General features: G+C 67.6%; 29 protein-coding genes. 25 read left to right on the forward strand and 4 right to left on the reverse strand.

The features are described from left to right. The first annotated feature begins 12 nt into the window (after window positions 1-12). The 6 genes from csm3 to ACZ45O_RS03475 all read left to right on the forward strand — a co-directional run bounded on the left by csm3 (window position 13) and on the right by ACZ45O_RS03475 (window position 6,706). Window positions 13-801, forward strand: coding sequence for a type III-A CRISPR-associated RAMP protein Csm3 (csm3, locus tag ACZ45O_RS03450; RefSeq protein ID WP_464855576.1), 789 nt, complete (start codon window positions 13-15; stop codon window positions 799-801). A gap of 12 nt (window positions 802-813) precedes the next feature. Then, on the forward strand, window positions 814-1,797 hold the full coding sequence (gene csm4, locus ACZ45O_RS03455) for a type III-A CRISPR-associated RAMP protein Csm4 (protein ID WP_464855578.1): 984 nt from the start codon (window positions 814-816) through the stop codon (window positions 1,795-1,797). A gap of 83 nt (window positions 1,798-1,880) precedes the next feature. Further along, entirely contained in the window at window positions 1,881-2,939 is a 1,059-nt protein-coding gene (gene csm5, locus ACZ45O_RS03460; RefSeq protein WP_464855580.1) for a type III-A CRISPR-associated RAMP protein Csm5, read from the forward strand. Beyond that, window positions 2,936-3,724, forward strand: a complete 789-nt coding sequence (gene csb2, locus ACZ45O_RS03465) for a type I-G CRISPR-associated protein Csb2 (RefSeq protein ID WP_464855582.1) — start codon at window positions 2,936-2,938, stop codon at window positions 3,722-3,724. The genes csm5 and csb2 overlap by 4 nt, the downstream gene beginning before the upstream one ends. A 311-nt stretch (window positions 3,725-4,035) precedes the next feature. Continuing rightward, window positions 4,036-4,383, forward strand: a complete 348-nt coding sequence (locus tag ACZ45O_RS03470) for a hypothetical protein (RefSeq protein ID WP_464855584.1) — start codon at window positions 4,036-4,038, stop codon at window positions 4,381-4,383. A 265-nt stretch (window positions 4,384-4,648) separates the two neighbouring features. After that, window positions 4,649-6,706 (forward strand): methyl-accepting chemotaxis protein, encoded by a 2,058-nt coding sequence (locus ACZ45O_RS03475; protein WP_464855586.1) that lies wholly within the window; start codon window positions 4,649-4,651, stop codon window positions 6,704-6,706. Between the two features lie 47 nt (window positions 6,707-6,753). On the opposite strand, the gene ACZ45O_RS03480 is transcribed toward ACZ45O_RS03475, so the two are convergent. Next, a complete protein-coding gene (locus ACZ45O_RS03480; protein ID WP_464855588.1) occupies window positions 6,754-7,065 on the reverse strand; it encodes a hypothetical protein in 312 nt (103 codons plus the stop codon). 18 nt (window positions 7,066-7,083) lie between these two features. Here ACZ45O_RS03480 and ACZ45O_RS03485 point away from each other — a divergent pair, with 18 nt between their 5' ends. Further along, window positions 7,084-7,275, forward strand: coding sequence for a hypothetical protein (locus ACZ45O_RS03485; protein ID WP_464855590.1), 192 nt, complete (start codon window positions 7,084-7,086; stop codon window positions 7,273-7,275). Between the two features lie 76 nt (window positions 7,276-7,351). Here ACZ45O_RS03485 and ACZ45O_RS03490 read toward each other — a convergent pair whose 3' ends face one another. After that, window positions 7,352-8,251 (reverse strand): diaminopimelate dehydrogenase, encoded by a 900-nt coding sequence (locus tag ACZ45O_RS03490; protein ID WP_464855592.1) that lies wholly within the window; start codon window positions 8,249-8,251, stop codon window positions 7,352-7,354. A gap of 158 nt (window positions 8,252-8,409) precedes the next feature. Here ACZ45O_RS03490 and ACZ45O_RS03495 point away from each other — a divergent pair, with 158 nt between their 5' ends. Further along, a complete protein-coding gene (locus ACZ45O_RS03495; protein WP_464855594.1) occupies window positions 8,410-10,158 on the forward strand; it encodes an ABC transporter ATP-binding protein in 1,749 nt (582 codons plus the stop codon). Continuing rightward, window positions 10,158-11,933, forward strand: coding sequence for an ABC transporter ATP-binding protein (locus tag ACZ45O_RS03500; RefSeq protein ID WP_464855596.1), 1,776 nt, complete (start codon window positions 10,158-10,160; stop codon window positions 11,931-11,933). The genes ACZ45O_RS03495 and ACZ45O_RS03500 overlap by 1 nt, the downstream gene beginning before the upstream one ends. Window positions 11,934-11,951: 18 nt before the next feature. Here the strand turns inward: ACZ45O_RS03500 and ACZ45O_RS03505 are convergent, their stop codons facing one another. Continuing rightward, window positions 11,952-12,131: a hypothetical protein gene (locus ACZ45O_RS03505; protein ID WP_464855598.1), complete on the reverse strand. Its 180-nt coding sequence runs from the start codon at window positions 12,129-12,131 to the stop codon at window positions 11,952-11,954. Between the two features lie 221 nt (window positions 12,132-12,352). On the opposite strand from ACZ45O_RS03505, the gene ACZ45O_RS03510 reads away from it, so the two are divergent. The 4 genes from ACZ45O_RS03510 (at window position 12,353) to ACZ45O_RS03525 (ending at window position 15,398) form a co-directional block, all read left to right on the forward strand. Further along, window positions 12,353-14,374, forward strand: coding sequence for an Ig-like domain-containing protein (locus ACZ45O_RS03510; RefSeq protein ID WP_464855600.1), 2,022 nt, complete (start codon window positions 12,353-12,355; stop codon window positions 14,372-14,374). A 220-nt stretch (window positions 14,375-14,594) separates the two neighbouring features. After that, complete coding sequence (locus ACZ45O_RS03515; RefSeq protein WP_464855601.1) at window positions 14,595-14,816, forward strand: small, acid-soluble spore protein, alpha/beta type; 222 nt, start codon at window positions 14,595-14,597, stop codon at window positions 14,814-14,816. Window positions 14,817-14,862: 46 nt separating this feature from the next. Next, window positions 14,863-15,090, forward strand: coding sequence for a small, acid-soluble spore protein, alpha/beta type (locus ACZ45O_RS03520; protein ID WP_464855603.1), 228 nt, complete (start codon window positions 14,863-14,865; stop codon window positions 15,088-15,090). 38 nt (window positions 15,091-15,128) lie between these two features. After that, window positions 15,129-15,398: a small, acid-soluble spore protein, alpha/beta type gene (locus ACZ45O_RS03525; protein ID WP_464855605.1), complete on the forward strand. Its 270-nt coding sequence runs from the start codon at window positions 15,129-15,131 to the stop codon at window positions 15,396-15,398. 41 nt (window positions 15,399-15,439) lie between these two features. On the opposite strand, the gene gpr is transcribed toward ACZ45O_RS03525, so the two are convergent. Beyond that, window positions 15,440-16,411, reverse strand: coding sequence for a GPR endopeptidase (gpr, locus tag ACZ45O_RS03530; protein WP_464855607.1), 972 nt, complete (start codon window positions 16,409-16,411; stop codon window positions 15,440-15,442). Between the two features lie 158 nt (window positions 16,412-16,569). Here gpr and ACZ45O_RS03535 point away from each other — a divergent pair, with 158 nt between their 5' ends. From ACZ45O_RS03535 to ACZ45O_RS03590, 12 genes are all read left to right on the forward strand, one after another. Then, window positions 16,570-17,463: a DNA methyltransferase gene (locus tag ACZ45O_RS03535; protein WP_464855609.1), complete on the forward strand. Its 894-nt coding sequence runs from the start codon at window positions 16,570-16,572 to the stop codon at window positions 17,461-17,463. Window positions 17,464-17,482: 19 nt separating this feature from the next. After that, window positions 17,483-18,526: a DNA adenine methylase gene (locus ACZ45O_RS03540; RefSeq protein WP_464855611.1), complete on the forward strand. Its 1,044-nt coding sequence runs from the start codon at window positions 17,483-17,485 to the stop codon at window positions 18,524-18,526. Between the two features lie 73 nt (window positions 18,527-18,599). Then, window positions 18,600-19,895, forward strand: a complete 1,296-nt coding sequence (locus ACZ45O_RS03545) for an S-layer homology domain-containing protein (protein ID WP_464855613.1) — start codon at window positions 18,600-18,602, stop codon at window positions 19,893-19,895. A 192-nt stretch (window positions 19,896-20,087) separates the two neighbouring features. Further along, window positions 20,088-20,675 carry a 16S rRNA (guanine(966)-N(2))-methyltransferase RsmD gene (gene rsmD / locus ACZ45O_RS03550; protein ID WP_464855615.1) on the forward strand — a complete coding sequence of 196 codons (588 nt, stop codon included), beginning with the start codon at window positions 20,088-20,090 and terminating at the stop codon, window positions 20,673-20,675. Then, the gene (coaD, locus tag ACZ45O_RS03555) at window positions 20,672-21,160 is read left to right on the forward strand and encodes a pantetheine-phosphate adenylyltransferase (protein ID WP_464855617.1); all 489 of its coding nucleotides are present in this window, start codon (window positions 20,672-20,674) and stop codon (window positions 21,158-21,160) included. Before rsmD ends, coaD begins: the two co-directional genes overlap by 4 nt. An 18-nt stretch (window positions 21,161-21,178) precedes the next feature. Continuing rightward, the gene (locus tag ACZ45O_RS03560; protein WP_464855618.1) at window positions 21,179-21,646 is read left to right on the forward strand and encodes a hypothetical protein; all 468 of its coding nucleotides are present in this window, start codon (window positions 21,179-21,181) and stop codon (window positions 21,644-21,646) included. Between the two features lie 109 nt (window positions 21,647-21,755). Then, window positions 21,756-22,694, forward strand: coding sequence for a YlbL family protein (locus ACZ45O_RS03565; RefSeq protein WP_464855620.1), 939 nt, complete (start codon window positions 21,756-21,758; stop codon window positions 22,692-22,694). 153 nt (window positions 22,695-22,847) lie between these two features. Further along, on the forward strand, window positions 22,848-23,399 hold the full coding sequence (locus tag ACZ45O_RS03570; protein WP_464855622.1) for a YceD family protein: 552 nt from the start codon (window positions 22,848-22,850) through the stop codon (window positions 23,397-23,399). A gap of 74 nt (window positions 23,400-23,473) precedes the next feature. Further along, window positions 23,474-23,665, forward strand: a complete 192-nt coding sequence (gene rpmF / locus ACZ45O_RS03575) for a 50S ribosomal protein L32 (protein ID WP_464855624.1) — start codon at window positions 23,474-23,476, stop codon at window positions 23,663-23,665. 233 nt (window positions 23,666-23,898) lie between these two features. Then, complete coding sequence (gene fapR, locus ACZ45O_RS03580) at window positions 23,899-24,498, forward strand: transcription factor FapR (RefSeq protein ID WP_464855626.1); 600 nt, start codon at window positions 23,899-23,901, stop codon at window positions 24,496-24,498. A gap of 2 nt (window positions 24,499-24,500) precedes the next feature. Further along, on the forward strand, window positions 24,501-25,544 hold the full coding sequence (plsX, locus tag ACZ45O_RS03585; protein ID WP_464855628.1) for a phosphate acyltransferase PlsX: 1,044 nt from the start codon (window positions 24,501-24,503) through the stop codon (window positions 25,542-25,544). Next, window positions 25,541-26,533, forward strand: a complete 993-nt coding sequence (locus ACZ45O_RS03590) for a beta-ketoacyl-ACP synthase III (RefSeq protein WP_464855630.1) — start codon at window positions 25,541-25,543, stop codon at window positions 26,531-26,533. Before plsX ends, ACZ45O_RS03590 begins: the two co-directional genes overlap by 4 nt. Window positions 26,534-26,541: the final 8 nt, after the last annotated feature.

The following is a 26,541-nucleotide window of genomic DNA, read 5'->3' on the forward strand; positions in this document are numbered from 1 at the left end:
GGGTAAGGGAAGATGGATGCAGTTCAGCAGAAGCCGCTGCTCGGCAAGGTTGTGATCGCAGGCAAGATGTACTGCGAGACCGGCCTGCACATCGGTGCCCAGGGAGGCAGCGCCGAAATTGGGGGCATGGACAACCCGGTGGTGCGGGATCCCATCACGCGGCAGCCGTATGTTCCGGGCTCCTCCTTGAAGGGAAAGCTCCGGGCCTTGCTTGAACGCGCCCATGACCTGGAGTTCAACCATCGTGGTGCCCAGGGCATATACCGGCACGAGTGCAGAGACACCCGGTGTCCTGTCTGCCGCCTGATGGGCTCTTCGGGTATGGAGACGGGGCGCAGCGCGGCGCCCATTCCGGCTCGTGTGCTGGTCCGCGACCTCCGGCTGACCGAGGACAGCGTCAGGAAACTGTCCGAGATCGACACGGGCCTGCTGTACACCGAGTGGAAGGTGGAGAACAATCTGGACCGCATCACTTCAGCGGCCAATCCGCGGTCCATGGAGCGGGTTCCCGCCGGGGCGGAGTTCGGGTTCGAAATCATCTACAGCGTGGATGTCAGCAGTTCCGCTGAGATCGCGGAGGATCTCACCAACTTGCTCCGGGCGATCGAACTGCTGGAGGATGATGCCCTGGGCGGCAGCGGTTCCCGCGGGTACGGCAAGGTGCGCTTCGAGTTCGAGCGCTTCGAAGGGCGGCGGCTTGAATACTATGCCGGTCAGCGGGAGGCCCGCATGGAACTGCAGGTAGCAGACCGGAACTGGGCGGAGCATACCCGCATAATCGCACGGTACTTTGCACAGTAAGGAGCGATCGCCGTGCAGCACTGGTTGGTCAGGCTGTGGTTTGCGGGCCCGATCCACTTCGGCGAGGCTGGCATCGGCGACGAGACCACCAACGTGACCCTGCGGTCCGATTCCCTGTACAGCGCCATCTGGAGCATCTGGGGCCGGTACGGCCTCCAGCCTGCCATCGACGATCTGCTTGCCCGCTTCACCGGGGAGGGAGAGGCCCCCTTCCTGCTGAGCAGCACCTTCCTTTTTGAGGGTGACACCTACTACCTGCCCCGACCTTCACTGCCGGCGCAGGGGCTGGAGCAGCACGGCAAGATCGTGAAGCAGACCCGCTGCGTGCCCCTCGCGCTGTTCCGGGCATGGACGAGCGGCCTGCCTGTGGACCCGGAGGCCCTGGAGAAAGCCAACCAACGGGTGGATGAGCTCTACGCCCGGAACCTGAGGCCGCGGGTCCATCTGGACCGCGTGAGCGAGCGAGCCCAGCTGTACCAGGTGGCGCAAGTGACCTTCGCGGAGGGCGCAGGGCTCTGGTTCCTGATTCGGGTCAGGGATGCCGGGGTGCTGGCGCCGCTTCGGCAGGCGGTGGCGCTGCTGGGTGAGGACGGCCTCGGCGGGAGGCGGTCCGCCGGATACGGGTGCTTTCGCCCCGAGTGGGAGGATGTGACAGCCCATTCTGACTGGCGGGCGCTGTTTGGGGATAATGAGGCGGACGGCCCGCACTGTCTTCTCTCGGTGTGCAATCCGGAGCCGCCTGAGCTGCCGGGGCTGCTGACGGATGCGAGTTACGAAGTCGTGGAACGGACTGGATGGGCGTCATCCGGCGACGGCAGGGCGCAGGCTCCACGTCTTCCGGTGCGGATGCTGGCGGAGGGGTCGGTGCTGAGCGGGCGTCCCCGCGGACGGGTGGTGGATGTGACCCCGCCCGCCTTCCTGGAGTTGGCAGGCCACCGGATCTATCGGAGCGGTTTGGCCCTCGCCGTCCCGGTACGAAGGGAGGCGCGCACATGAGCGGCCACCTTGAGACGAAACGACTCACCCTGCACTTGCGCAGCCCCGTGCATATAGGTGCCCGAGTCCGAGAGTTTACCCCCATGGAGGCGGTGCCCTTTGGTGGGCGCATTTACGTGGTCCAGGAGGACCGCCTGGGCCGCTTTCTTGGCGAACATCATCTGCTCGATGCGTTCGTGTCTGCGGTCACTCAGGAGGGTGAGCGTTTTGACCTGCGCTCCTTCCTGGAGCAGCGGCGGCTGCTTTCCCGTGAGACGCTGGAGGCTGTTGCCAGCTTCAGCGCCCGGGCGCCGGAGGGGATCCCTCACGTAAGGCAGGCTGCCTTCCGTCCTCTGATCCGAGGCGGCCTCGGTCAGGCCTACGTGCCGGGTTCCTCCATTAAGGGGGCGCTTCGCGGGGCCCTGCTCAATCGGAGGATTGCGGGCATGGGTGAGGCGGGACGCAAGCAGATTGCGCAGGCGGTTGAGCGGCAGATCCGCGAGCGGGCGAAACGCACCGAATTTGATAGGCCAGTGATCGGCCGGCTGCTCAGGGGGCAGCTGCCGTCCGGCCCCGCAGGCCGCCGCAAGGCGGCCGCACCCAACCTGGATCTCCTGCGCTGCCTTAAAGTCAGTGATGCCGTCTACGAGGGTGATACGGTCGTCCTTCCGGTGGAGGTGCTCAGCCTCCGGCGGGGCGACGACACCTTCTACCTGAAGGGGCAGATGCTCCTGGAGTGTATACCGGAAGGGGCTGCCCTTACCTGTACGCTCACGCTGGATCATGGGCTCTTGGGTGAGTTCGGCAGAGGGGGGACCAGTCTGCCTTTCCGCAGCCTGGATGAGCTGCTGACCCAGGCAGAAGAGCACGCGGAAGAGGTGCTGGATGACGAACACTACTTCTTTCAGGGGCTTCAGGGCGCCGAGGCGCTGCTCGAGTTCTACGATATGACCGATGCCAACCTGCGCATCGGCTATGGCAGCGGTCTTCCGGCCACCTCCATCCTGCTCAATCTGCCTGAGGAGCAGCGTTTTCGGCTGCGCGACACGGTGCTGCGGGCCCGGCGGGACAGCCTGCTCTTTCCCAAGTCGCGCAAGGTGGTTATGCACCACGGTCGGCCGGTCGCGCCGCTGGGTTGGGTCCGGTGGGAGGTCGCGGAATGAGCGGTAGTTGGAGGCCCCAGGTGCTCCGCTACGCGCTGGTATCCGGACCGTTGCCGCCGGTCACCCGGACCCTGGAGGTCGGCGAACTGGCCCGCCGCGCCGCCCTGGCCTGCTATGGGGGGCCAGGGAAGCGGTCTGCGCCGCCACTGCTCAGCGGCCACGACGAGCGAGGTCCGGTACACTCTAACCACCAGCACGCCTTCTTCCTGCCTGTAGATGAGGACAGGGACGGCCGCATCGATCACCTTGTTCTCTACACACCCCAGGGGTTCGAGCCAGAGATGGCGGCCGCCTTGGAAGCTCTGGAACGCCTTTTCCCGGGCGACGGCGCACCTGGTTGGCCGCTCCGGTTCGAGGAGAAGCAGACGGCTGCCCGGTTTCAGGGCGGGGACGGTTCATGGGCGCCCGCAGCCGTGTGGGAGTCGTTCACGCCCTATGTGCTGGCACGTTATCCCAAGCAGTACCGGGATGGAACACCGAAGCTGAACACCCGGGGCGAGCAGCGGGATGGACCGGAAGATCAGGCCCGCCGGGACTGGGCGTTTCTGCAGGTCGGTGACCCGACGCTTCCGGATCTGCTGGAAGTCGAGCGGGTGCCTTTCTGCCTGATTCGAGGACGGGAGCTCGCGTGGCGGGAGTTTCAGGTTCGCCGGCGCTGGGGTACTGAGAGCGGCACGGGCTTTGCCTATGGTCTGCGCCTTCGGTTCGCCGCGCCCGTGGCCGGGCCGGTGCTTCTGGGGTATGGCCGCCATTTCGGCCTCGGACAGTTCCGGCCTGTTGGTTGATCGATCGTAGAATCTGTCCGACCGTCGAAGGGTGTTGATGAAGTGGGGCTTGGCGTCGGAAAACCTTGTGGCACAAGGGCTTCAGATGGGCGCTGTATCCACGGCTGAAATGCCGTGGCTCTATTGAAGCACCTCCTCCGGCACGAGGCGGTAGCCGGGAGGGATGGTATCCACGGCCGGCACGCCGTGGCTCCACCGCGAGACTATCCGCAAACCCACACAAACAAAACAAGTTCGTTTGTTCTCCCTTGCCACCCACCAAAAGCCCCTGTTATCATGATCATAAACAGCCCTTCTTGGGGGGATGGGGCGTGGACCGGCGGCTGTGGTGGAGGGCGCGGATGTACCGGTGGGGGCAGGCGCACGACCGGTGGCTGCGGGCGGGGATGGCGGCAGGATTCGCAGGACTGGCGATCACACTGGCTCTGCGCAGCTTCGCGCCGCAGCTGTGGCCCGGGTGGCAGCTGCTCGCGATGGGCGGTTCGCTGGTGCTGGCCGGCGCAGGCCACGCGCTGCTGGGGGAGCAGACGACGGTGGCCGCCTACGCGCGGGGCGAGACCGACCAGCTCCCCGCCGTCTCCCGGCTGGCCAGCGGTCTGCTGGCCTCCCTGGGCGGGGCGCTGCTGGCCATGACGGGCCTGATGAAGATGTTGGGCTAGCTACTCGTGCTCATGGGAAAATAGGGTGTGGGCCGGAGGTCGCACGGGACCTCTGGCCATTTTTCTTACCGGTCACGCAGCAACAGGGCGAGCAACCGATATACGGCCGCAACATTTCGGGTAGTAGTCGGAACGAACATGAGCATAAAGTGTTATTGTGGTCGAAGGTCGGTGTGTGGCAACCTTCCGTTAACAAGTTGACGTTATAATGGATGAACGAATGCGCAGTTCCACCCACCCCCGTTCCGCCTAAGGAGGGACGACGATGAAACGGAACATCCCCGTTACACAGATCGAACACGACTACCCTGCAGAAGAACGCCTCATCTCCGAAACCGACCTGAGAGGCATCATTACCACCGCAAACGCTTCTTTCTGCGCCGTTTCCGGCTACACCGCCGAGGAACTGGTCGGCAAGCCCCACAACATCGTGCGCCACCCGGACATGCCGCGCGCGGCATTCAAGGACATGTGGCAGACGATTCAGGCCGGAGAACGCTGGGTTGGGCTGGTCAAGAACCGGTGTAAGAACGGCGACCACTACTGGGTGAAGGCGTTCGTCTCGCCGGTGGTGGTCGACGGGAAGATCGTCGGCTACCGCTCAGTGCGGCGGAAGCCGACCCGTGAGGAGATCAAGGAAGCCGAGGAGCTCTACCGGCGGATGAACGCCGGCGAGGAGGGGCTGCTGAACACGCTGGCCCGCCTGCGCCGGCGGGAGAGCCGGGGCGAGCGTCTGGGCGCCTTCGGCCACGTATCGCTCATGCTGGCCTGGCCAGCGGCTGTCGCCATCGCCATGGCCGTGGTGGGCACGTTGGGCCTGCCGCCTTTCCTGCTGTGGATCATCGCCGGCGTGGGCGGGCTGGTGGGCGCGTTCCTGGGCGTCTTGATCTACCGCTGGCAGACCGAGCCGCTGGAGGCCGTCGAGAAGGTGGCGAAGGCCTTCGAGCGGGGCGACCTGACCGCCCGCATCGATCTCCCGGGAAGCTCCCGCTATGCGCAGATTGCCCGCTCCATTAACCTGGCGCTGGACGGGGTGGAGGTCGCCCTGGCCGACACCAGCCAGATGCTGGACGGCCTGAAGCGGGGCGACCTGGGCCGCCGGATCACCGTGACGCTGCCGGGCGAGCTGGGGCGCATCAAGGAGTCGGCCAACCGCATGGCCGAATCGATCGAGTCCACCATCGCTGCGCTGAACTGCCAGCTGACCGCCCTGGCCGATGGCCAGCTGGATGCGTGCCGGCAGACCATCACGGGGGAGGGCCAGTTCCGTGAGGCCCAGGAGAAGGCAATCGTCGCCGCATCCCGGCTGGCGGACCTGCTGAAGGAGATGGTGGAGTCCGTGAAGGCCCTGGCCGACGGCGACCTGACCCGACAGATCCGGCAGCAGGCCAGGGGCGAGCTGGCGGTCCTGGCCGGCCAGTACAACGAGGCGCTTGCCGCGCTGTCGGAGACGCTCACCAACCTGCAGCACCATGCGACGCAGGTGGCCTATGCGGCCGAGGAGAACAGCAAGGCGGCGGCGCAGATCGCCTCGGGCGCGGAGGATCAGATGATCACCGTGGAGGAAGTGACCCGCGCCGTTCAGGAGTCGGGCTCCACGGTCGCCAGCCTGGCGGCGGATGCCGAGACGGCCAGCGGCAAGTCCAGTGAGACGGTGACCATCGTCCGGGCCAGCCGTGAGGCGATGGAGAAGATGGTCTCAATCGTGCAGGCCATTGCCGCCAGCAGCCAGCAGATCAGCAAGTTCACCAATGTGATTGAGGAGATCGCGTCGCAGACCAACCTGCTCTCGCTCAACGCGGCCATTGAGGCCGCCCGGGCGGGCGAGCACGGCAAGGGCTTCGCGGTGGTCGCCCAGGAGGTCGGCCACCTGGCCGCCAACTCCAGCAAGTCTGCCCAGGAGATCAACGTCCTGGTGCAGCAGGCGGTGGAGGAGGCCCAGCGTGCCGCGGAGAGCGTCGCCGCGGTCAGCGGCGAGATGGACCGCATCGAGCAGGCGGCCCGGGAGAGCCACGAGCTGCTGGCGCGCATCGCCGCGGCCATCGAGGAGCAGGGAGCGACCATGCAGCAGATCGGCGAGCACGCCCGGCACCTGTCCAGCATCGCCGAGAACAACGCCGCGGCCACGGAGGAGCTGGCCGCCTCCGCCTCGGAGCTGGCCGGGATCGCCGAGGCCGCCTCGGCCGAGGTCGCCCGCTTCCGGCTGCAAGCGGCGCGGCCCGAGCAATTCGGCGAGGCCGCAGAGGACCAGCTCAGCGAAGCCTCGGTCGACCAGCCCGGGGAGGCGCAGGAGGCGCAGCCGGCGCAGGAGGAACTTGTGTAGGTGGAGTGTGCATGAACCCCTCACGAAGCATGGGGCCGTCCCGCGAGTCATTGAGGATGACTCACGGGACGGCCCCGTTTCGCACGGCGCCGCCGGGCCCACACGGCGCGGCACGCAGCCAGCGCTGCCGCGGCCTCGTTCACCAGCTGCTCGAGCTGACTGTACGGCACACCGTTGAGCCAGAGCCCTTCGAATCCCCCGGTCAGCGTCACCAGGAAGACGGCCTCCTGGCCTGACAGCGCCTGCAGCGCCTTCACCTCGGGCCTCTCCTCGCCCAGCCAGAGCAGCAGCCCTTCCCCCGGGCTCTCGTCCAGGACGCTGGGTTTGAGTACGGCGGTGACCGTGAGCGGAAAGCCCACCACCCGGCTTCTCCAACCGTGTGGCTGCTTGTGCTCACGGACGTCACCGGGTTCACCGACTCTGGCACGTACGACGCGTGGGTTTCGTGCCGCACGACATCCCAGGAAGTGCAGCAGATGACCGAGGTGGCAGCGGCCGGCCTGCCCGGGCCTGCGATCACGCTGCCAAGGGCCAGGACGACCCCGATCACCAGCAGTCGGGCCCTGTGATTGTACGCACCGCCCATGACGCCCCGCCTTTGTGTGTCGATTTCGACGAGGAGGGGCGTCGGCGGGTTTCAGGCGTCTACACCAGCTTCCGGATCCACGCCTCCCGGTCGCCCGGCAGGAAGTCGACGACCGGGATCTCGATCATCGTATAGCACCCGGGCTGCTGCCGGGCGGCGGCCCGCAGCGCGGCCACCATCACCTGCGCCGTGAGGGCCGGGTTGTTGATGCGCATCTCGAACCGGAACTGCTGGTTGTGGGTGGCGCCGGAGACGCCCCTGCGCTCCATGACCACGCCGTGGCCCACGTCCACCAGCTGGCTGACCGACTCCACCTGCGTCACCCGGGTCTCGTCCTTGACGAAGTACGGATCGGTCTTGATGGCCTGCTCCACCGCCGCGAAGTCGGCCCCGGGCTCCAGCTCCACGTAGACGGCCCGCTTATGTACGCCCATGCCCGCGGGGATCGTCACCGACAGCGCGTCCTTCACGCCCGGAATCGCCTTCACCGCCACCGAGTGGCCCATCGACATGCCGGGGCCGAAGTTGGTGTAGGTGATGCCCTTCGGTGCCATGAACTCCAGCAGGGCCCGGATCATCGAGTCGGTGCCGGGGTCCCAGCCGGCCGAGATCACCGCCGCGGCGCCGTGCGCCCTGGCGACGGGGTCGAGCCGGCGGCGCAGGTCGGCCAGCTCGCCGTGCACGTCGTAGCTGTCCACCGTGTGGACTCCCCTTCGGAGCAGCTTCTCGGCGTACTCCGGCACAGACCGGGTCGGCACGCAGAGCAGCGCCCCCTGTACCCCTTCCAGGTCGCCGATGTCGGTCACCACCCTGACCCCGGTCAGCTCGGGCGGAACGGCGGCCAGAACCTGACGGCGCACCAGTCCCGCCAGTTCCATGTCCGGTGCGGCCTGCACTGCTTCCACGGCGTAGCGGCCGACGTTGCCGTAGCCGACCACGGCCACACGTAGCTTGCTCATTCCTGAAAACGCCTCCTCGATTCTGACTAAGGCCATTCTACCGTGCCGGCAAGGGTTGTTCCAGCCGCAAGACCCGCTGCAAATAACTGCGCTAAACAGGTAATTTGGAAGGTGCGGCGAATTCTCTCCGTTACCGACCAGGCAGAGGGAGTGTTGTCATGAACATTCCGGTCCGCCGGTACCTGCGGCTGCTGGTGCGCTACCTCAGGCCCCAGTGGACACAGATGGCATGGCTCGCGCTGCTGCTGGTCCTCAGCATCGGCCTGCAGCTGGTTAACCCACAAATTCTGAGGCGGTTCCTGGACACGGCGGCCGGTGAGGTGTCGGGCGGGCCGTCCCTGGTCGTCCTGGCGCTGCTGTTCATCGGCCTGGCCTTTGCCGTTCAGGTGGTGACCGTGCTCGCGCGGTACCTGGGCGAGGTGGTCTCCTGGCGCGCCACCAACGAGCTGCGCGCCGACCTGGCCGACCACTGCCTGAGGCTGGACCTGGGCTTTCACAAGAGCCGGACGCCCGGCGAGATGGTCGAGCGCATCGACGGCGACGTGACGGCGCTGTCGCAGTTCTTCTCGCAGCTCTTCATCGGCGTGCTGGCCAACCTGGTCCTGATGGTCGGTATTCTGCTGCTTCTCTTTCGTGAGGACTGGCGGGCCGGCGTGGCGATGACGTGCTTTGCGGGCTTCACGCTGTGGCTCCTGTGGAGGATTCAGGCGCTCTCGGTGCCGGTGTGGGCCCGGCAGCGGCAGGCGTCTGCCGAGTTCTACGGCTACCTGGGCGAGGTGCTGTCGGGCACCGAGGCGATTCGGGCCAGCGGGGCCCGGAGCCACGCGCTTCACCGCTTTCTGCTGCACGTGCAGAACTTCTACCGGCACAACCTGGCTGCCAGCCTGATGTTCTGGCTGATGTGGGGCTCCTCCATCATTACCTTTGCCCTGGGCGCCGCGCTCTCGCTCGGTGTCGGCGCGTGGCTGTACTCCCGCGGCGCCGTGACCGTGGGCACGGTCTACCTGCTCTTCCACTATACCGAGCTTCTGCGCCGCCCCATGGAGCAGGTCCGCACGCATCTGCAGGAGCTGCAGCGGGCCGGGGCGGCGGTGGACCGGGTGGAGGAGCTGTTCGCCCTGCGCACCCGGGTGCAGGACGGTCCGGGGCAGCCGCTGCCCCCCGGGCCCCTCTCGGTGGAGCTGGACGGCGTTTCGTTCGCGTACGAACCGGGCGCGCCGGTGCTGAAGGACATCGACTTCCGCCTGCAGCCGGGCGAGGTGATGGGTCTCCTGGGCCGCACCGGCAGCGGCAAGTCGACGCTGGCCCGGCTGCTGCTGCGCTTCTACGATCCGGACGAGGGCGCGGTGCGCCTGGGCGGCGTGGACCTGCGGGAGGCGACCGTCGCCGGGATCCGGTCGCGGGTGGGGTTCGTGACGCAGGACGTGCAGCTGTTCGCCGGAACGGTGCGCGACAACCTGACCTTCTTCTCCCGGGACATCAGCGACGAGCAGCTGCTGGCCGTGCTGGAGCAGCTGGGCCTGGGCCCATGGCTGCAGTCGCTGCCTCAGGGGCTGGATACGCCCCTGGAGTCGGGGGGAGGGGGGCTCTCGGCGGGCGAGGCGCAGTTGCTGGCCATGGCCCGTGTCTTCCTGGCCAACCCCGGCCTGGTCATTCTCGACGAGGCGTCGTCCCGCCTGGACCCGGCCACGGAGTCGCTGGTCGAGCGGGCGGTGGACCGGCTCCTGGAGGGGCGCACGGGCATCATCATCGCCCACCGGCTCGCGACCGTGGAGCGGGCTGACACCATCCTCATTCTGGAGGACGGGCGCGTGGTGGAGCAGGGAAGGCGGGCCGCGCTGGCGGCGGATCCGGGCTCCCGCTTCTTCCGCCTGATGCGCGCGGGGCTGGAGGAGGTGCTGGTCTGATGTCCACCTGGCGGTTCGTCTGGGGCCTCATTACCTACCGCCCCTGGGTCTACCTGGCGACCGTGATCTGCTTCACCGCGGGCTACGCGCTGCCGGTGGTGCCCGGCCTCCTGACTCAGGCCTTTTTTGACCGGCTGACTGGGGCCGCGCCCGTGGGGCTCGACCCCTGGTCCATCATCGCGCTGCTGGTGGCCGTGGCCCTGGCGCGCGCCGCCGCCCTGGCCGGCGGCTTCGTGGCCTCGGCCACGGGGCGGGAGTCCATGGCGAACCTGCTGCGCCGCAACGTGCTGGAGCGGATCCTGGAGCTCCCCGGGGCCGCGGCCCTGCCGGAGTCGCCGGGCGAGGCCCTGAACCGGCTGCGGGACGACGTGCTGCAGGCGGAGGAGACGGCCGACTTCATGGTGGACGTGGTGGGCCAGACCACCTTCGCCGTGGTGGCGTTGTCGGTGCTGCTCCGGATTGACGCCCGGCTCACGGTGCTGGTCTTTCTGCCGCTGTTGATCGTGCTGCTGGTCACCCGGGCGGTGGGCAGGCAGATCCTGCAGAACCGGCGCTGGAGCCGGGAGGCCACGGCCCGCGTGACGGGATTGATCGCCGACCTGTTCGGCGCGGTGCAGGCGGTGCAGGTGGCGGGCGCGGAGGACCGGGTGATCGGGCACCTCCGCCGGCTGAACGACGAGCGCCGGGAGGCGATGGTGGCCGACCGGCTGCTGACCCAGGTTTTGGAGTCCATCGCCCTGAACGCCTCGTCGTTGGGCACCGGCCTCATCCTGCTGCTGGGGGCGCGCACCATGGCCTCCGGCCAGTTCAGCGTCGGGGACTTCGCGCTCTTTGTGTACTACCTGGGCTATGCCGCGGACTTCACCCACTTCGCCGGCCGCTGGCTGGCCCTGTACCGGCAGACGGGCGTGGCGAAGGACCGGCTGCTGACCCTGCTTCAGGGCGCGCCGACCGCCCGCCTGCTCCAGCGCACTGAGATCCGGCTGCGGGGGCCGGTGCCGGTTCCGCCGGAGCCGCCGCCGCCTCCGGCGGAGCCCCTGCGGGAGCTGCGGGTGGAGGGGCTGACCTACCGCTATCCGGACGGCGGCCGGGGCATCGAGGACGTAAGCCTCACGATCCGCCGGGGCAGCTTCACCGTGATCGCCGGCCGGGTGGGTTCGGGCAAGACGACGCTCCTGCGGGCGCTCATGGGTCTCTTGCCCGCGCAGGCCGGCACCATCTACTGGAACGGCGAGCCGGTGGAGGATCCGGGGGCCTTCATGGTGCCGCCGCGGTGCGCCGCCACCCCGCAGGTGCCCCTGCTGTTCAGCGACACCCTGGCGGGGAACATCCGCATGGGGCTCGATGCCACGGAGGCTGAGGTGGCCGCGGCGGTCTACGACGCGGTGCTGGAGCGGGACCTGGCCGCGATGGAGGAGGGGCTGGAGACCCGCGTGGGCGCGCGGGGCGTGCGCCTCTCGGGCGGGCAGATTCAGCGCACCGCCGCCGCCCGCATGTTCCTGCGGCGGCCGGAGCTCCTGATTCTGGACGACCTTTCCAGCGCCCTGGACGTGGAGACCGAGCAGATCCTGTGGGAGCGGCTGTTCCGAAAGGAAGGCGTGACCTGCCTGGTGGTCAGCCACCGGGAGGCGGCCCTGCGCCGGGCCGACCAGATCATCCTGCTGAAGGACGGGCGGGTGGCCGACCGGGGAACCCTGGACGAGCTGCTGGCCCGGTCGGAGGAGATGCGAACGCTCTGGCAGGCGGGCGCCGCCAGTCAGGGGGGCGGGGGGTAACCCCCGCCCCTTCGCCGTCTAGTCGTCGTCATCGCCCGAACCGTCGTCCAGGAGGCCGACGAGGGCGCCCTGATCGTCGCGGGAGAGAGCGAAGAAGACCACTGCCAGGATCAGGTTCTCGGACACGCCCGCCCGGTCGAGCCGGCGGACGATGCGGAACAGCTGCCGCAGCTGGCGCAGGAAGCTCCTGCTCGTCACGTGCACCTCTCCCTTGCGCGGTGGTCGGCGCGCCCTTCCGGGACAGCGTGCACGCCCGTGGGCGCACACGCGCCGGGGTGGGCGGCCGCCGGTGCTAATGTTATGTAAACCTGGGCCGATGTGTGCATGGCTTCGCGCGAAGAATGGGAGGGGGACCCCCAGAAAGCGGTTTGCGGAGCACGAATCCGTCTAGTGAAAGAGGTCACAGGAGGGAACACTGCATGCGTACGAAGTTGCTGCCCTTCACAGCGCGCAGGGGCATCGCCGTGGCCACCGCCCTGACCGTGGCTGTGGCCATCGGGGCCCCCGCTGTGCTGGCGGCTGATGGCACTGGACCCGCTGCTCCCCGGAACCTTGTGCTCACACCCGAACGGGTGACGGAAGACGGTCACGTGGAACTGGCCTGGGTGCGCCCCCGGGGTGGCGCCGTCAGCCACTATGAGGTGCACCGGCACTACGGCCGCGCGGCTTCCGGCCCGGAGGCAGACGAGACCACTTTCTGGATGACGACCACCGATCTGGCGGCCGCAGACCAGCTTGCGGTGGAAGGTGTGTACCGCTACGCGGTCGTCGCCGTGGACGCGGACGGGAACCGGAGCGATGCCACGGCCTGGAAGTCCGTGCGCTACGACGACCCGGCCAACGGGGACCGGCTCGCGGAGGACACCGCCGGTCCGGCGGCGCCCACCGGCCTTGCGGCAGAGCCGGCCATTACCCGGGACGGGACGGTGACGCTCACGTGGGAAGCCCCGGACGCCGATGACCTCCACCGGTATCTGGTGTACCGCTACCGGGGCGATGAGCGGGCCACCTTCCTGGGCTATGTGGAAGCGGGGCTTACCTACTTCGATGATCAGCTGAGCGAGGACGGCACATACTGGTACACGGTGGTCGCGCAGGACCAGGTGGGCAATCTGAGCCGGCGCGCGGAGCCGGTGCAGGTGGTCCGCGACAGCACGGCGCCGCAGGTAGTCATCCGCACCCCGGCGCAGGACAAGGTCTACCGCCCGGAGGGCTCGCTCAACGTGCGGATTCGGGTGACGGAGGAAGGCGCCGGTTACGATGAGGATGCGGCCCTCTACTTCCTGAACGGCAAGCTGCTCGACACGCCGGTGATTCCGCTTGGCGAGCTGGCCGACGGGTCGCATGTGCTGGAAGTGCACGTGGTCGACCGGGCCGGCAACGTGGGCACCGCCACCGCGACCTTCGCCGTGGACAGCCGCCTGCTCAGCGACGCGCCGGTGATGCGCACGAAGTCGGGTTTCACCAACAATAAGACCGTGAGCTTTGCGTGGGACGCGCCGCAGGCCGAGGGCGTGACCGGCTACAACATCTATCGGGCCGAGGGCGATGACGACTTCGCGCTGATCGGCACCACCGCGGCCTCCGTCACCGAGTATGAGGACGTGGTGCCGGGCGAGGGCCGCTGGTCCTACCAGGTTGCAGCCCGCTACGGAAACCGGAAGGGCGAGCCTTCGGGCGCCGTCGTGTTCACCGTGGACCAGACCGGCCCGACCGTTCACATCACGTCTCCCGCCGACGGCGAGACGTACCCGGCCGAGGGTGAGCTCGCAGTCGCCTACCGGGTGCGCGACCGGCTGGCCGGCGTCGACGACGGACAGGTTGTGGTGGAGCTGGACGGCGCGGTCATCACCGTATCCCAGCTCAGCCTGGCGAGGCTGGCCGAGGGCGAGCACACCCTGACCGTGCGCGCGACCGACCGGGCGGGCAACACCGCCAGGGCCCGGGTCACCTTCAACGTGGTGGCCGTGCCGGATCCCGGCCAACCGGACGACCAGCCGGGCGGCGACCGTGAGGCCCTTAGGCAGCAGATCCTGCAGGTGCTGGAGAAGTGGGAGGGCAAGATCCACCAGGGTCAGCTGCAGGCGCTGAAGGCGAAGCTGATGAACGGCAACTGGGTCTCCTTCGTCCACCAGGTGCAGAAGTTCTCGGGCAAGTTCATCCACCCGGAGGCTGCGAAGGAGCTGCTCGCGCTCTTTGACAGCGATGACCTTGACGACTGGACCTGCCCGTGGGGCAATGCGGGTCCCATCGGCCGGAACGAAGGTTGGAAGGACGGCTGGAAGAAGGGTTGGGGCGACGCCCGGGACGACGACGATGACGACGACTGGAACGATGACTGGGACGACGACGATGACGATGATGATGATGACGACTGGTCCCGCCGCAAGCCCGGCAAGGGCAAGAACCAGAAGGCCCGCCGCGGCAACAAGTGGAAGTAGCAGTCCCGCGTGAGAACAGCGCCGCTGCAGCGGAAAAGCCCGCCGCAGCGGCGCTGGCGCGTCTTCAGGGGTTACCCCTGCCCGGTGCGACCGCCGCTGCCGGTCGATGCGATCAAGCCCGCACAGCGGCGACGGCGCGCCCCTGGTAACAGATTCCTTGCATGAGGTTGACCACTTCGATGCAGATTACAGGCAACGACATAACAGGAGGCAGAGATCGATGCCAGGCAACAATAACTCGATTCTCGTTTCGCAGGCCCGTGCCGCGCTGGAGCAGATGAAGAACGAGACCGCGGCGGAACTCGGCATTCAGAATTACGCCCAGCAGTACAAGGGCGACCTGCCCAGCCGGGTGAACGGCTCGGTGGGCGGGTACATGGTCAAGAAGATGATCGCCCTGGCCGAGCAGCAGCTGGCCGGCGGCAGCGGCACCTTCCAGTAACGCCTTGCGGCGTTGACCCACACCAACACCTGAGGAGGCTAGTTTCATGCCTAACAACAGCAGCAGCAATCAGATCCTGGTTTCCCAGGCCCGCGCCGCGCTGGAGCAGATGAAGAACGAGACCGCGGCGGAACTCGGCATTCAGAACTACGCCCAGCAGTACAAGGGCGACCTGCCCAGCCGGGTGAACGGCTCGGTGGGCGGGTACATGGTCAAGAAGATGATCGCCCTGGCCGAGCAGCAGCTGGCCGGCGGCAGCGGCACCTTCCGGTAAGGGCGCCTCAGCAGCACACACGAGGAGGAGCAGTCAGCATGGCCAACGTGTTCGGCACGGGTACCACCGGTCAGACGGGTTCGCAGACGGGCGGCAGCAACAACCAGATCGTGGTCGCCCGGGCCCGGGCCGCCCTGGAGCAGCTGAAGCAGCAGACCGCTGCTGAGCTGGGCATCCAGAACTACGACCAGCAGTACAAGGGCGACCTGCCCAGCCGGGTGAACGGTTCGGTGGGCGGGTACATGGTCAAGAAGATGATCGCCATCGCCGAATCGCAGCTGGCGGGCGGCACCACCGGTCAGTTCTGAACGGGTACCGGAGGCAGGAGCGGGGCACCGCTTCTGCCTCCTTAATTGATGTACCGGAGCAGGTCCTGGGCGGTGACGCTGGTGTGGAGCACGGCGTTCAGGCTGCCGGCGATCAGCTTGGCCATGTCGTCGGTGAGCTCGTCGATCTCCTTCGGCGTCACCACCAGTTCGCCCACCGTGGGCGAGAGGACATCGCTGAGCAGCTTCTGCCGCTCCTCCCGGGAGTTGAACAGCTGGAAGAAGGGCTTGGTGCCGGCGAAGCTCTGGGCCACGGCCTCGAACGCGTCCTGCACGATGGTGGTTGCGTGCACCACGGTGGGCACGCCGATGGCGATGACGTCGACGCCGAGGGTCTGCCGGTTCAGGGCCATGCGCTTGTTGCCGATGCCCCCGCCGGGGGCGATGCCGGTGTCTGCGATCTGGATGGTGGTGCCGATCCGCTCGACGGAGCGCGCGGCCAGGGCGTCGATGCAGATGACGACCGCGGGGTTGATCCGCTCCACGATGCCGTGGATCACCTCGGCCGTCTCGATGCCGGTGATGCCCAGCACGCCCGGCGCGATGGCCGCGACCGCACGCAGGCCGCCGGCCACGTCAGCCGGCACGAACTCACGCAGGTGGCGGGTCACCATCAGCTTGCCCGTGACCCGCGGCCCCAGGGCGTCGGGCGTCGCGTTCCAGTTGCCCAGGCCCACCACCAGGACGGTATCGTTCTCCTGCAGGTCCAGCAGCCTGGCCAGCTGCTCCACCAGGATCTTTCCGACCTTCTCCTGCAGGTCCCGGTTGCGCCGGCGGAGCTGGGGCGCGTCGATGGTGATGTAGTTGCCGGCCGGCTTGCCGATGGTCTGTTCGCCGATGCCGTCCAGCACCTGGACCCAGGAGACGGTGGCGACGTCGTGCCGCTCCTCGCGCACGACGACGCCGGGCAGCTCCGTCCGGGCGTCGCCCCGCACCGCAGCGGTGGCCTCCAGGGCCAGGTCAGTAAAGGGGTTCAGATAATCCCGCGCCTGCACATCTTTCCCTCCCGCTTCGGTGGGTTTCAGCACCTGCGGCTATTCTCTCCTGGGCAATGGCTGCCCATACCTGCCTGACGGCCCGCCGCCCGGGGCCGATTTCTTTACGCTGTTGATTGGTTCGGATATAGTAGTAGGCAGCATGGCGCAGTGGGGGGGTGGCAGCGACGACCTCGGAGCGGAAGGGGCTGAAGCCCCACCACATCGACATGGGCGAACGGGGCATCTACCACACCGACAACCGGCTGAACGACCTGACGGGCAAGGAGTGGGTCTTCGCCACCCGGTCGGTGATCAACAAGAGCTTCCCGCCTTCCTTCCAGTTTGCGCTGCGCAGCCAGCACGGCGGGCAGAAGCCGCCTGAGCTGTGCGCGGACCTGATCCGCACGTTCACCAAGGCCGGCCAGCGCGTGCTCGACCCTTTCATGGGCGTGGGCGGCACGCTCATCGGGGCGACCATCTCGGGGAGGCAGGCGGTCGGGGTGGAGATCAATCCCCGCTGGATCGAGATTTACCGGGAGGTCTGCCGCCTGGAGGGGCTGGAGGAGCAGCAGGCCGTCTGCGGCGACAGCCGCACGGTCCTGAAGGAGTTTGAAGAAGAGTCCTTCGACCTGGTGCTGACCGACGTGCCCTACTGGAACATGGACCGGCGGCGCCGGTCGAAGGGGAAGTTCAAGCGGGCCGACGGCCCCGCCGTGGAGCGGCGCCGGTCCAGGCTCTCACCCTTCACGGCCGACGAGGCCGCCGCCGACGTCACCGGCATGGAGGGGAAGGAAGCGTGGCTGGCCACCATGCGCGACGTCTTCGCGGCGTCGCTGCGCCTCCTGCGGCCGAGGCAGTACATGGTGGTCTTCATCGGCGACATGTACCACTCGGGCCGCTACCATATGCTGTCGGCGGAGCTGGCCTGGCTGCTGGAGTCGCTGGGGCTGGTGCTGAAGGCCAACCTGATCTGGTACGACGTCGCCAAGAAGCTGCACGTGTACGGCTACCGGTACGAGTTCATCCCGTCGATGATCCATCAGAACATCCTGGTGCTGCGCAAGGAATGAGCGGAAGAGGAGGGGCCCGGTGAAGCCGCTGTGGGTGCACAACCGCAAGTACATCGGCAGCAAGCAGAACCTGCTGCCGTTCATCGAACAGGTGGTGACGGAGCGGGCGCCTGACGCCCGGTCCCTCGCCGATCCGTTCACCGGTTCGGCAGCGGTGGCGTACCACTTCGCCGCCAGGGGCCTCGCCGTCACGGCGGCGGACAACCTCTACCACAACTACATCGCCGCCCGCTGCTTCCTGGGCGGCCGGCCCGGCGATGTCCGCTGGGACCGGGTCGCCGAACTCCTGGCCCGCCTGAACGATCTCCCGCCGGAGCAGGGCTACTGCTGGCGCGAGTTCGGCGGCACCTACTTCACCGAGGAGAACGCCGGCCGCATCGACGCGATCCGGGAGAGCATCGCCCGCTGGCGGGAGGAGGGGGTCATCGGCGAGCAGGAGGAGGCGGTGCTGCTCACCAGTCTGATCTACGCCGCCGACAAGGTGGCCAACACCTGCGGCCAGTACGACGCCTTCCTGAAGCACCTGGGCGCCGAGCCCTACGCCCCGGACGGGACGCACCTGGTGGACGCGACGGTCTACAAGCCGCTGGAACTGGGCCTGCCGCAGGTGGTGGAGTCGGAGGCCAACCGGGTCTTCTGCGGAGACGCGGATGAGCTGATCGACCACATGGAAGCGGACGTGCTCTACCTGGATCCGCCGTACAACGGGCGGCAGTACATCGACAACTACCACGTGCTGGAGAACATTGCCCGGTGGGAGAAGCCCCGCCTTTACGGCAAGACCCGCAAGTTTGCCCGCGACGGGCTGAAGTCCGCCTATTCCCGGCGGGCGTCGGCCGGGCAGCACCTGACCCGGCTGATCCGGCGGGCGCGGGCGCGCCACATCCTGCTCTCTTATAACAATGAAGGCATCATTCCGGACGAGGTGATCTGGGCCGCGCTGGAGCAGCGGGGTCCGGTGGAGCTGTTTGAACAGCGCTACGCGATCTTCGGCAACGGCGCGGGGCGCTCTGGCCGCCGGCCGATTGTCGAAAGACTGTTCTACTGTAGAGTGGTGCGATAATACAACTTTAGAAGGATCGTGGGGTTGCATGTGGAATTCCTCCTTCATCCGAACCAGGATGAAGGAGGAAGTCATGTCTAAGAGATGGATGACCGCCGTCGCGACGGCGCTGCTTCTGGTGAGCAGCAGTGTGGCTCCCGCAGCCGCCGCCGGCCCCGAGGAGCCGGCGCCCGTCGCTGACCCTTCCTCGCAGCCAGGCTCGCAGCAGCCTCCCTCGTCCCCGATCGAGCAAACCGAACCAGAGCTGCCTGGCACCGAACCGGCGCCGGAAACGGGCGGTTCGCATGAACCGGAACCCGGGTCTGACCCTGAAGCGGAGGCCAAGCCGGAAGCTGAGGGCGAGCCTGACGCCGAACCGGAAGCTGAGGGCGAGCCTGACGCCGAATCGGAAGCTGAAGGCGAACCTGAGGGCGAACCCGAGGCTGAACCTGAGCCTGAGGCAGAAGCCGAGCCCGAGCCCAGGCTCTTCGCGGATCTGCCGCCGCACCACTGGGCTTACCCTGAGGTGGAGCGGCTGGTCGCGGCCGGCGTGATCCACGGCGACCCGGAGGGGCAGTTCCGCCCGGACGCGCCCGTGTCGCGGGCCGAGTTCCTGAAGATGCTGCTGACGGCGCGGCGGCTCGACCCGGCCGGGAACTGTTCCGGGATCTTTGCCGACGCCCAGTGCTGGACCTGGTACGCGCCGTACGTGGAGCTGGCCTACCGGCTGGCCATTCTGGAGCCCGTCACCGATACGGTGGATGACGATCCCGTTGAGTACTACGATCCCGAGGGGGCCATCACCCGGCAGGAGGTGGTGACCGCCCTCGTCCGGGCGACGGGCAAGCGCTGGACGGCCCAGCAGATTCACTGGAGAGACGCCTCGGACATCCTGCGGCAGTTCAGCGACGGCGCGGACGTCGTGGAGCCGCACCGCAAGACGATGGCCCTGGCGCTCACCGAGGGGCTGATCCGGGGATTCGGCGACGGGACGCTGCGGCCCTGGAGCCAGGTGACCCGCGCCGAGGCGGCGGCCCTGGTCAGCCGGGTGCTGCTGGACGCGAGCGGCCTTCCCACGGTGCACCAGGACGGCCGGGAAATCGTATACCTGGAGAACCGCGAAATGCGGGCGACCAAGTACACGGTGGGCGAGCCGGGCGTGGGCACGGTGACCCGCACGGGCGTCACGGTGCGCCACGGGGCGGTGGCCGTGGATCCGGAGGTCATCCCCCTGGGAACGCTGCTCTACGTGGAGGGCTACGGCTACGCCGTGGCGGTGGACACCGGGGGCGCGGTGAAGGGCAACATGATCGACCTGTTCGACTGGATCCCCACCCGGGAGGCGTGGACGTTCGGCATCCAGACGCGCGAGGTGTGGGTGCTTCCGTAGTGGATAGAAAAGGAGCGGCCGCAAGGCCGCTCTGAGAGGAGAAGTGGGAGAGGAAACGGAACGGAGAAAGAGCCCATCCTGTGGGGTGATTACCGCTCAACTCGGCATCGGCTCTCACTGATCGTTAGCATACCCACAGCCGACGCCGCTATACAGGATGATCCGGGCGATTTCGGGGAAGAAGAGCGAAAGGTGAGTCGCGTGCGTGTGATCACAGGGTCGGCAAAGGGTCGGCCGCTGAAGGCGCTGAAAGACCGCTCCGTTCGGCCCACCAGCGACCGGGTGAAGGAGTCGCTTTTCAACATCATCGGGTCGCGCGTGGTGGATGCGGATTTTCTGGACCTGTTTGCCGGATCAGGCAGTGTGGGCATCGAGGCGTTGAGCCGCGGCGCCCGCTCCTGCGTTTTTGTCGAGCTGCAGACCGCGCACCTGCGGGTGGTCGCAGAGAATCTGCAGACGACGGGGCTGCGGGATCGGGCGGAACTGATTCGGCGCGACGCCCGCGCCGCCCTGAAGGACCTGGGCAACCGGGGCCGCCGGTTCGACCTGATCTTCGTCGACCCGCCCTACGGGCAGGAACTGGTGCCGCAGTCGCTGGCGCTGATCGATGACTGCGGCGTCCTGGCGGAGGGCGGCTGGGTGATCTGTGAGCACCACGGAAAGGACCAGGTTCCTGACGCGGCAGGAGGTCTGCACAGATTCAGGGAAGTAGTGTTTGGAGAGACCGTGCTATCTATCTATCGGGCCGAGGCCCGAGACGCCGGGGGGCAGATTTCGTGACGAAGGCAATCTGTCCCGGGAGCTTTGATCCCGTGACACTCGGACATATCGACATCATCGAGCGCGCCGCCCGCACGTTTGACGAGGTGGTCGTCGCTGTGCTGACCAACCCGCGCAAGGCGCCGCTCTTCACGGTGGAGGAGCGGGTGGAGATGCTGCAGGAGGCGACGAAGCACATCCCCAACGTCTCCGTGGCCGCCGCGAACGGCCTGCTGGTGGATTTCGCCCGCGAACAGGGCTGCCGCGTCATCGTGAAGGGGCTGCGGCCGATTCAGGACTTCGAATACGAGTGGCAGATGGGCGCCGTCAACCGGCAACTGGACGACAACATCGAGACCTGCTTTTTCATGAGCCGCATCGAGTATGCCCATCTCTCCTCGAGCATCGTGCGGGAGCTGGCCTACTTCGGCCGCTCGACGGAGGGGCTGGTGCCGCCGTTCACCGCACGCCGGCTCCGGGAGAAGTTTGGCAACCCACAATCCTGACGCGGGGAGGTTAGTCCCGTGGAGATCATGGCCCTCATCGACCGCCTGGAAGAGATGGTGACGCAGGCGACCCGGGTGCCGCTCACGGGCAAGGTCCTGCTGGATCCGGACGAGTTGCTCGCGCTGGTCGACGAGATGCGCGAGGTGGTGCCCCAGGAGATCCGCGAGGCGAACCGCATCGCCCGCGACCGGGAGGCCATCCTCGCCGAGACCCGGGAGCAGGCGGAGGAGATCCTGCGGGAGGCCAGGGCGCTGGCCGCACAGCTCACCAGCGAGGCCGCGGTCACCAAGGAGGCGCAGACCCAGGCCGACGAGCTGATCGACCAGGCCAAGCGCGTGGCGCGCGAGATCCGGCAGAACGCCCTGGAGTGGGCGGATGAGCTGTTTGCCCGTACCCAGCCTGACCTCGAGCGCATCGCCGCCGATACGCAGCGGGCGGTGGCCGCCGTGCGCAAGGCCCGGGAGGAGCTGCAGAACCAGCTCTAGCCTGCGAGGGGGGAGCCCATTGCGGGTGGTCGTCCTGTGGTTTCGCCAACTCGACGCGTGGGTTCGACGGCTCTTTTTGCTGTCGAGCCTGATTGCTGTTGTGGGCGCTGTGCTCGTGTATACGCCGACGCAGTACTACGTGACCGCACCCGGAGCCGCCATCGACACGAGCCGGCTGGTGACGGTGGAGAACGGCGACGTCCACAGGGGCCATCTGTACTTGCTGGTCGTCAACACCCAGCCCGCCAACCTGTTCTGGTACCTCTACGCCCAGGTGGACAGGCGGGCCGTGCTGGAGACCCGCGAGCAGTACCTGGGCAGCTTCGAGACATACGCGGAGTACGTGGACTGGAACCGGCAGCTGATGAGCAACAGCCAGCGCACGGCCCGCGCCGTGGCCTTCCAGCAGCTGGGCTTCGGCGAGGGGGTGCGATCGGTGGGAGCCCGGGTCGTCGGCGTGCTGGCCGACAGCCCGGCGCGCGGCCTCCTCAGGGCCGGCGACATCATCGTCGCCCTGGAGGACGGGCCGGTCACGGGCACCGCCGCGCTGCGCAGCATCCTGGCGGAGATTCCGGGGGGCGCCGAGGTGCGGGCGACCGTACTGAGGGGCGCAGAGGAGCTGACCCTGACGCTGCCCACCCTCGCGTCGCAGGAGGCGGGCCGCGAGGGGACGGCGATGCTGGGCATCACGATTCAGGACGAGCTGGAGTTCGACGACGACGCCGTGCCGGTGGAGATCCGGTCCGGTTCGATCTTCGGGCCTTCCGCCGGCCTCATGTTCACTTTGCAGATTATTGATCAGCTGACCCCCGGCGGGCTGACGGACCTGGTCGTGGCCGGCACCGGGACCATCGAGCCGGATGGCCGGGTGGGCCGCATCGGTGGTGTGCAGCAGAAGGTCTACACTGCGGAGGCCGCCGGGGCGGACCTCATGTTCGTTCCCCGGGGCAACTACGAGGAAGCGGCCGCCGTGGCCACCCGGGTGCAGGTGGTGCCGGTCGACCACGTGCGCGACGCACTGGAGTGGCTCAGGGCATCGGGCGGATAGCGCCCGCCCGTTCCGCAGAGAGTATGCGGTGTGGGCGGCTCCTTACGTTACATGGATTCGTAATCGTTGACAAGGAAAGGCATCCGTCGATATAATACTGCTTGTGCCCGCGCAGCACGCCCGGGCGCGGGGCCAGGATTGAGGTGGTTTCCCGTGCGCATCGATGTAGCAGACATCAAACAGGAGATCGGGCTTCAAAAGCGGACCGACCTTTCGGTTACCCTGGAGTCGATCGAGTTTGGTGGTGCGGAGGTCCGGTTCGACCGCCCGTTCACCGGCACGGCAGAGATCTGGAACCTGGGCGATCGCTTGCTGCTGAAGGCGGAGTTGCAGGGCGAGGCCAGCCTGGCCTGCAGCCGCTGCCTCAGGCGGTACACAGAGCCGCTCTCCGTGGCCTTCGACGAGGAGTTCGTGGAGAGGCAGGATGCCGGCGGCGAGACGGCGGAGGAGGACAACGCCGAATCGGGTCGGACCGTCTCGTTCTACAGCGGCGATGAGGTGGACGTGACGGATGTGGTGCGCGATCACATTCTGCTCGCGCTGCCCATGAAGCCGCTCTGCAGCGAGGACTGCGAGGGGCTCTGCCCCCGGTGCGGCAAGGACCTCAACGAGGGGCCCTGCGGCTGCGGGGAGTCGGATGAAAGCGTTGATCCCCGGCTGGCGGTGCTGAAAGACCTGCTCCGGAAGCCGGATTCCCATTCCTAAAACTATTCCCCCCGGGACCGGGTCTCGGGTCCGTCATCTGAACTGACGGAGATGTGAAAGGGGTGTAATTCAGCATGGCGGTTCCGAAGAGAAAGACGTCCAAGGCCCGCAGGGATTCGCGGCGCGCCCAGACCTACAAGCTGGTGGCGCCGAACCTGAGCCCGTGCCCGAACTGCAGGTCGCCCAGGATCCCGCACCGGGTCTGCCCCACCTGCGGCTACTACCAGGGCCGGCAGGTGATCCAGCAGGAGGAGGCCGCGCAGTAAGGGGAGTCGGGCCGTAAGGCCCCGTGAATTGGAGCGAACATGAACAGTCCCCGGGTACCGCCTGTCGGCGGTCCCGGGGACTGGTGCTTTTCCTGAATCGCAGATCGCTATTGCCAGCCCTACCCACACTCGCTATAATTGTCACCAGATCATATAACCTCGTTTTAGCAGCGGATATCCACAGCAGCTTTTATGACCGGGTGGCGCGGCCCGGTGCCACCCATCGCAGGAGAATGGCGAGGTGGTTCTCTGTGACGCCCGGATTGCGGAAGCGGGACCGGCAGGCTGCCCTGCGCGAGAAGATCCGCGAAAACCCCTTCCTCAGCGATGAGGAGCTGGCGCAGATCTTCGGCGTGAGCATCCAGACCATCCGGCTCGACCGGCTGGCCCTGGGCATTCCCGAGCTCCGGGAGCGCACCAAGTCGGTGGCCGAGCGCACCTACGGCATCGTGAAGTCCATGGGCTACAAGGAGATCATCGGCGAGCTGATCGACATCACCCTGGGCGAGCGGGGCATCTCCATCCTGGAGACCACCGAGGACATGGTCTTCGAGCGGAGCCGGGTGGTGCGGGGGCAGTACATCTACGCCCAGGCGGAGTCGCTGGCCATCGCCTTGATCGACGCCGACGTGGTGCTGACCGGTCTGGCCAACGTGAAGTTCAAGCGGCCGGTCACCGTGGGCGAGAAGCTGGTGGCCAAGGGCGAGGTCATTCGCCGGAGGCGAAACCAGCACGTCGTCCTGGTCGAGACCCGCGTGGGTACCGAGAACGTCTTCCGCGGCAAGTTCTCCGTGTTCGAGGTGGATCCCACCAAGGTCGGGGGAGGGGCATAGCAATGAGCTTTCGCATCGCAGTAGACGCCATGGGCAGCGACGCCGCACCCGCCCCGGAAGTTCAGGGTACCATTCAGGCGGCCCGCGAGTGGCCGGAGCTGCGCTTCGTGCTGCTGGGCGACGAGACGCGCATCCGGGCGGAGGCGGAGAAGGCCGGCGGGCTGCCGGAGAGCGTCGAGGTCCGGCACACCACACAGGTGATCACCGCCGACGAGGAACCCACCCGGGCCGTCCGGTCCAAGAAGGACGCCTCCCTCACGGTGGCCGCCCGGATGGTGAAGCAGGGGGAGGCCGACGCCCTGCTGAGCGCCGGCTCCACCGGGGCGCTGGTGGTCGTGGGCACCCTGGGCATCGGGCGCATGAAGGGCATCGACCGGCCGGCCCTGGGGACCATCATGCCCACCGTGAAGCAGCCGGTCTTCATGCTGGACGTGGGCGCCACGCCCGACGCCCGGCCGGAGTGGCTGGTGCAGTTCGCCCTGATGGGCGACATCTACGCCCGGGAGATTCTTGGCCTTAGCCGGCCCCGGGTGGCCCTGCTGAGCAACGGCACCGAGGCGGAGAAGGGCAACGCCCTCGTCAAGGCCACCTACCCGCTCCTGCAGAAGCTGGAGTCGATTCACTTCACCGGCAACATCGAGGCGCGGGACGTGCCCTTCGGCGAGGCCGACGTGGTGGTGGCCGACGGGTTCCCGGGCAACGTTCTTCTGAAGACGTACGAAGGCGTGGCGATGGCCCTGTTCAAGGCCATGAAGGAGGCGCTCACCGCCTCGCCGCTGACGACCGTCGGCGCCGCCCTGGCCAGGCCGGGGCTGAAGAAGATGGCGAAGCGGTTCGACTACACCGAATACGGCGGCGCCCTGCTGCTGGGCCTGAAGGCGCCTGTGGTGAAGTGCCACGGCTCTTCCAACGCCCATGCGATCAAGAGCGGCATTCGGGTGATGAAGCTGGCCCTGGAAGGGCGCGTGACCGACCGGCTGGCCGAGGCGATCGCCCGGCTGGCCGCCGCTGACAAACCGAAGGAAGAGGGGGATTCCCCGGCATGAGCATACGCCCCGTGGGCATCACCGGCCTCGGCATGGCGGTGCCCGAGCGGGTTCTCACCAATCAGGACCTGGAACGGATGGTGGAGACCTCCGACGAGTGGATTCGGACCCGCACCGGCATCCGCGAGCGGCGGATCGCCGGGGACGACGAGGCCAGTTCGGACTACGCGGTCCGGGCGGCCCGGCAGGCCATGGCGCAGGCGGGGGTGACGCCCGACGACGTCGACCTGATCATCTGCGCCACGGTCACCCCGGACATGCCGATGCCCGCGACGGCCGCTTTGGTCCAGGCGGCTCTGGGCGCACACCGGGCTGCCGCCTTCGACCTTTCCGCCGCCTGTCCGGGCTGGATCTACGCGGTGGTGATGGCGCAGCAGTCCATTGCCACGGGGCTCTACAACTGCGCACTGGTCATTGGGGTCGAACTGCTCTCGAAGATGGTCAACTGGCAGGACCGCACGACCTGCGTCCTCTTCGGCGACGCGGCCGGGGCAGCCGTGCTGCAGCCGGTCCCGGAAGGGCGCGGCATCCTCTCCTCCGTGCTGGGGGCGGAAGGAGCGGGTGCCTGCCACCTGTACACGCCCGCGGGCGGCTCCCGCCGGCCGGCTTCGCCGGAAACGGTGGAGCAGGGGCTGCACTTCGTGCACATGAACGGTCCTGAGGTCTTCAAGTTCGCGGTGCGGGTCATGAACGAGGCGACGGTCCAGGTGGTGGAGAAGGCCGGCCTCACCGTGGGCGATATCGACCTGCTGGTGCCGCACCAGGCGAACGTCCGCATTATCGACAGCGCCGTCAAGCGGCTGGGCATCCCGCCGGAGAGGGTGGTCGTCAACCTCGACCGCTACGGCAACACGTCGTCTGCGTCGATTCCGGTCGCCCTCACGGAGGCGCTCGCGGAGGGGCGCGTGCGCGACGGCGACCTGATGGTCTGCGTTTCGTTTGGGGCCGGACTGGTTTGGGGCGCCCTGGCCCTGCGCTGGGGGAGATAAGGCAAAGG

The organism is Symbiobacterium turbinis, assembly GCF_055383075.1.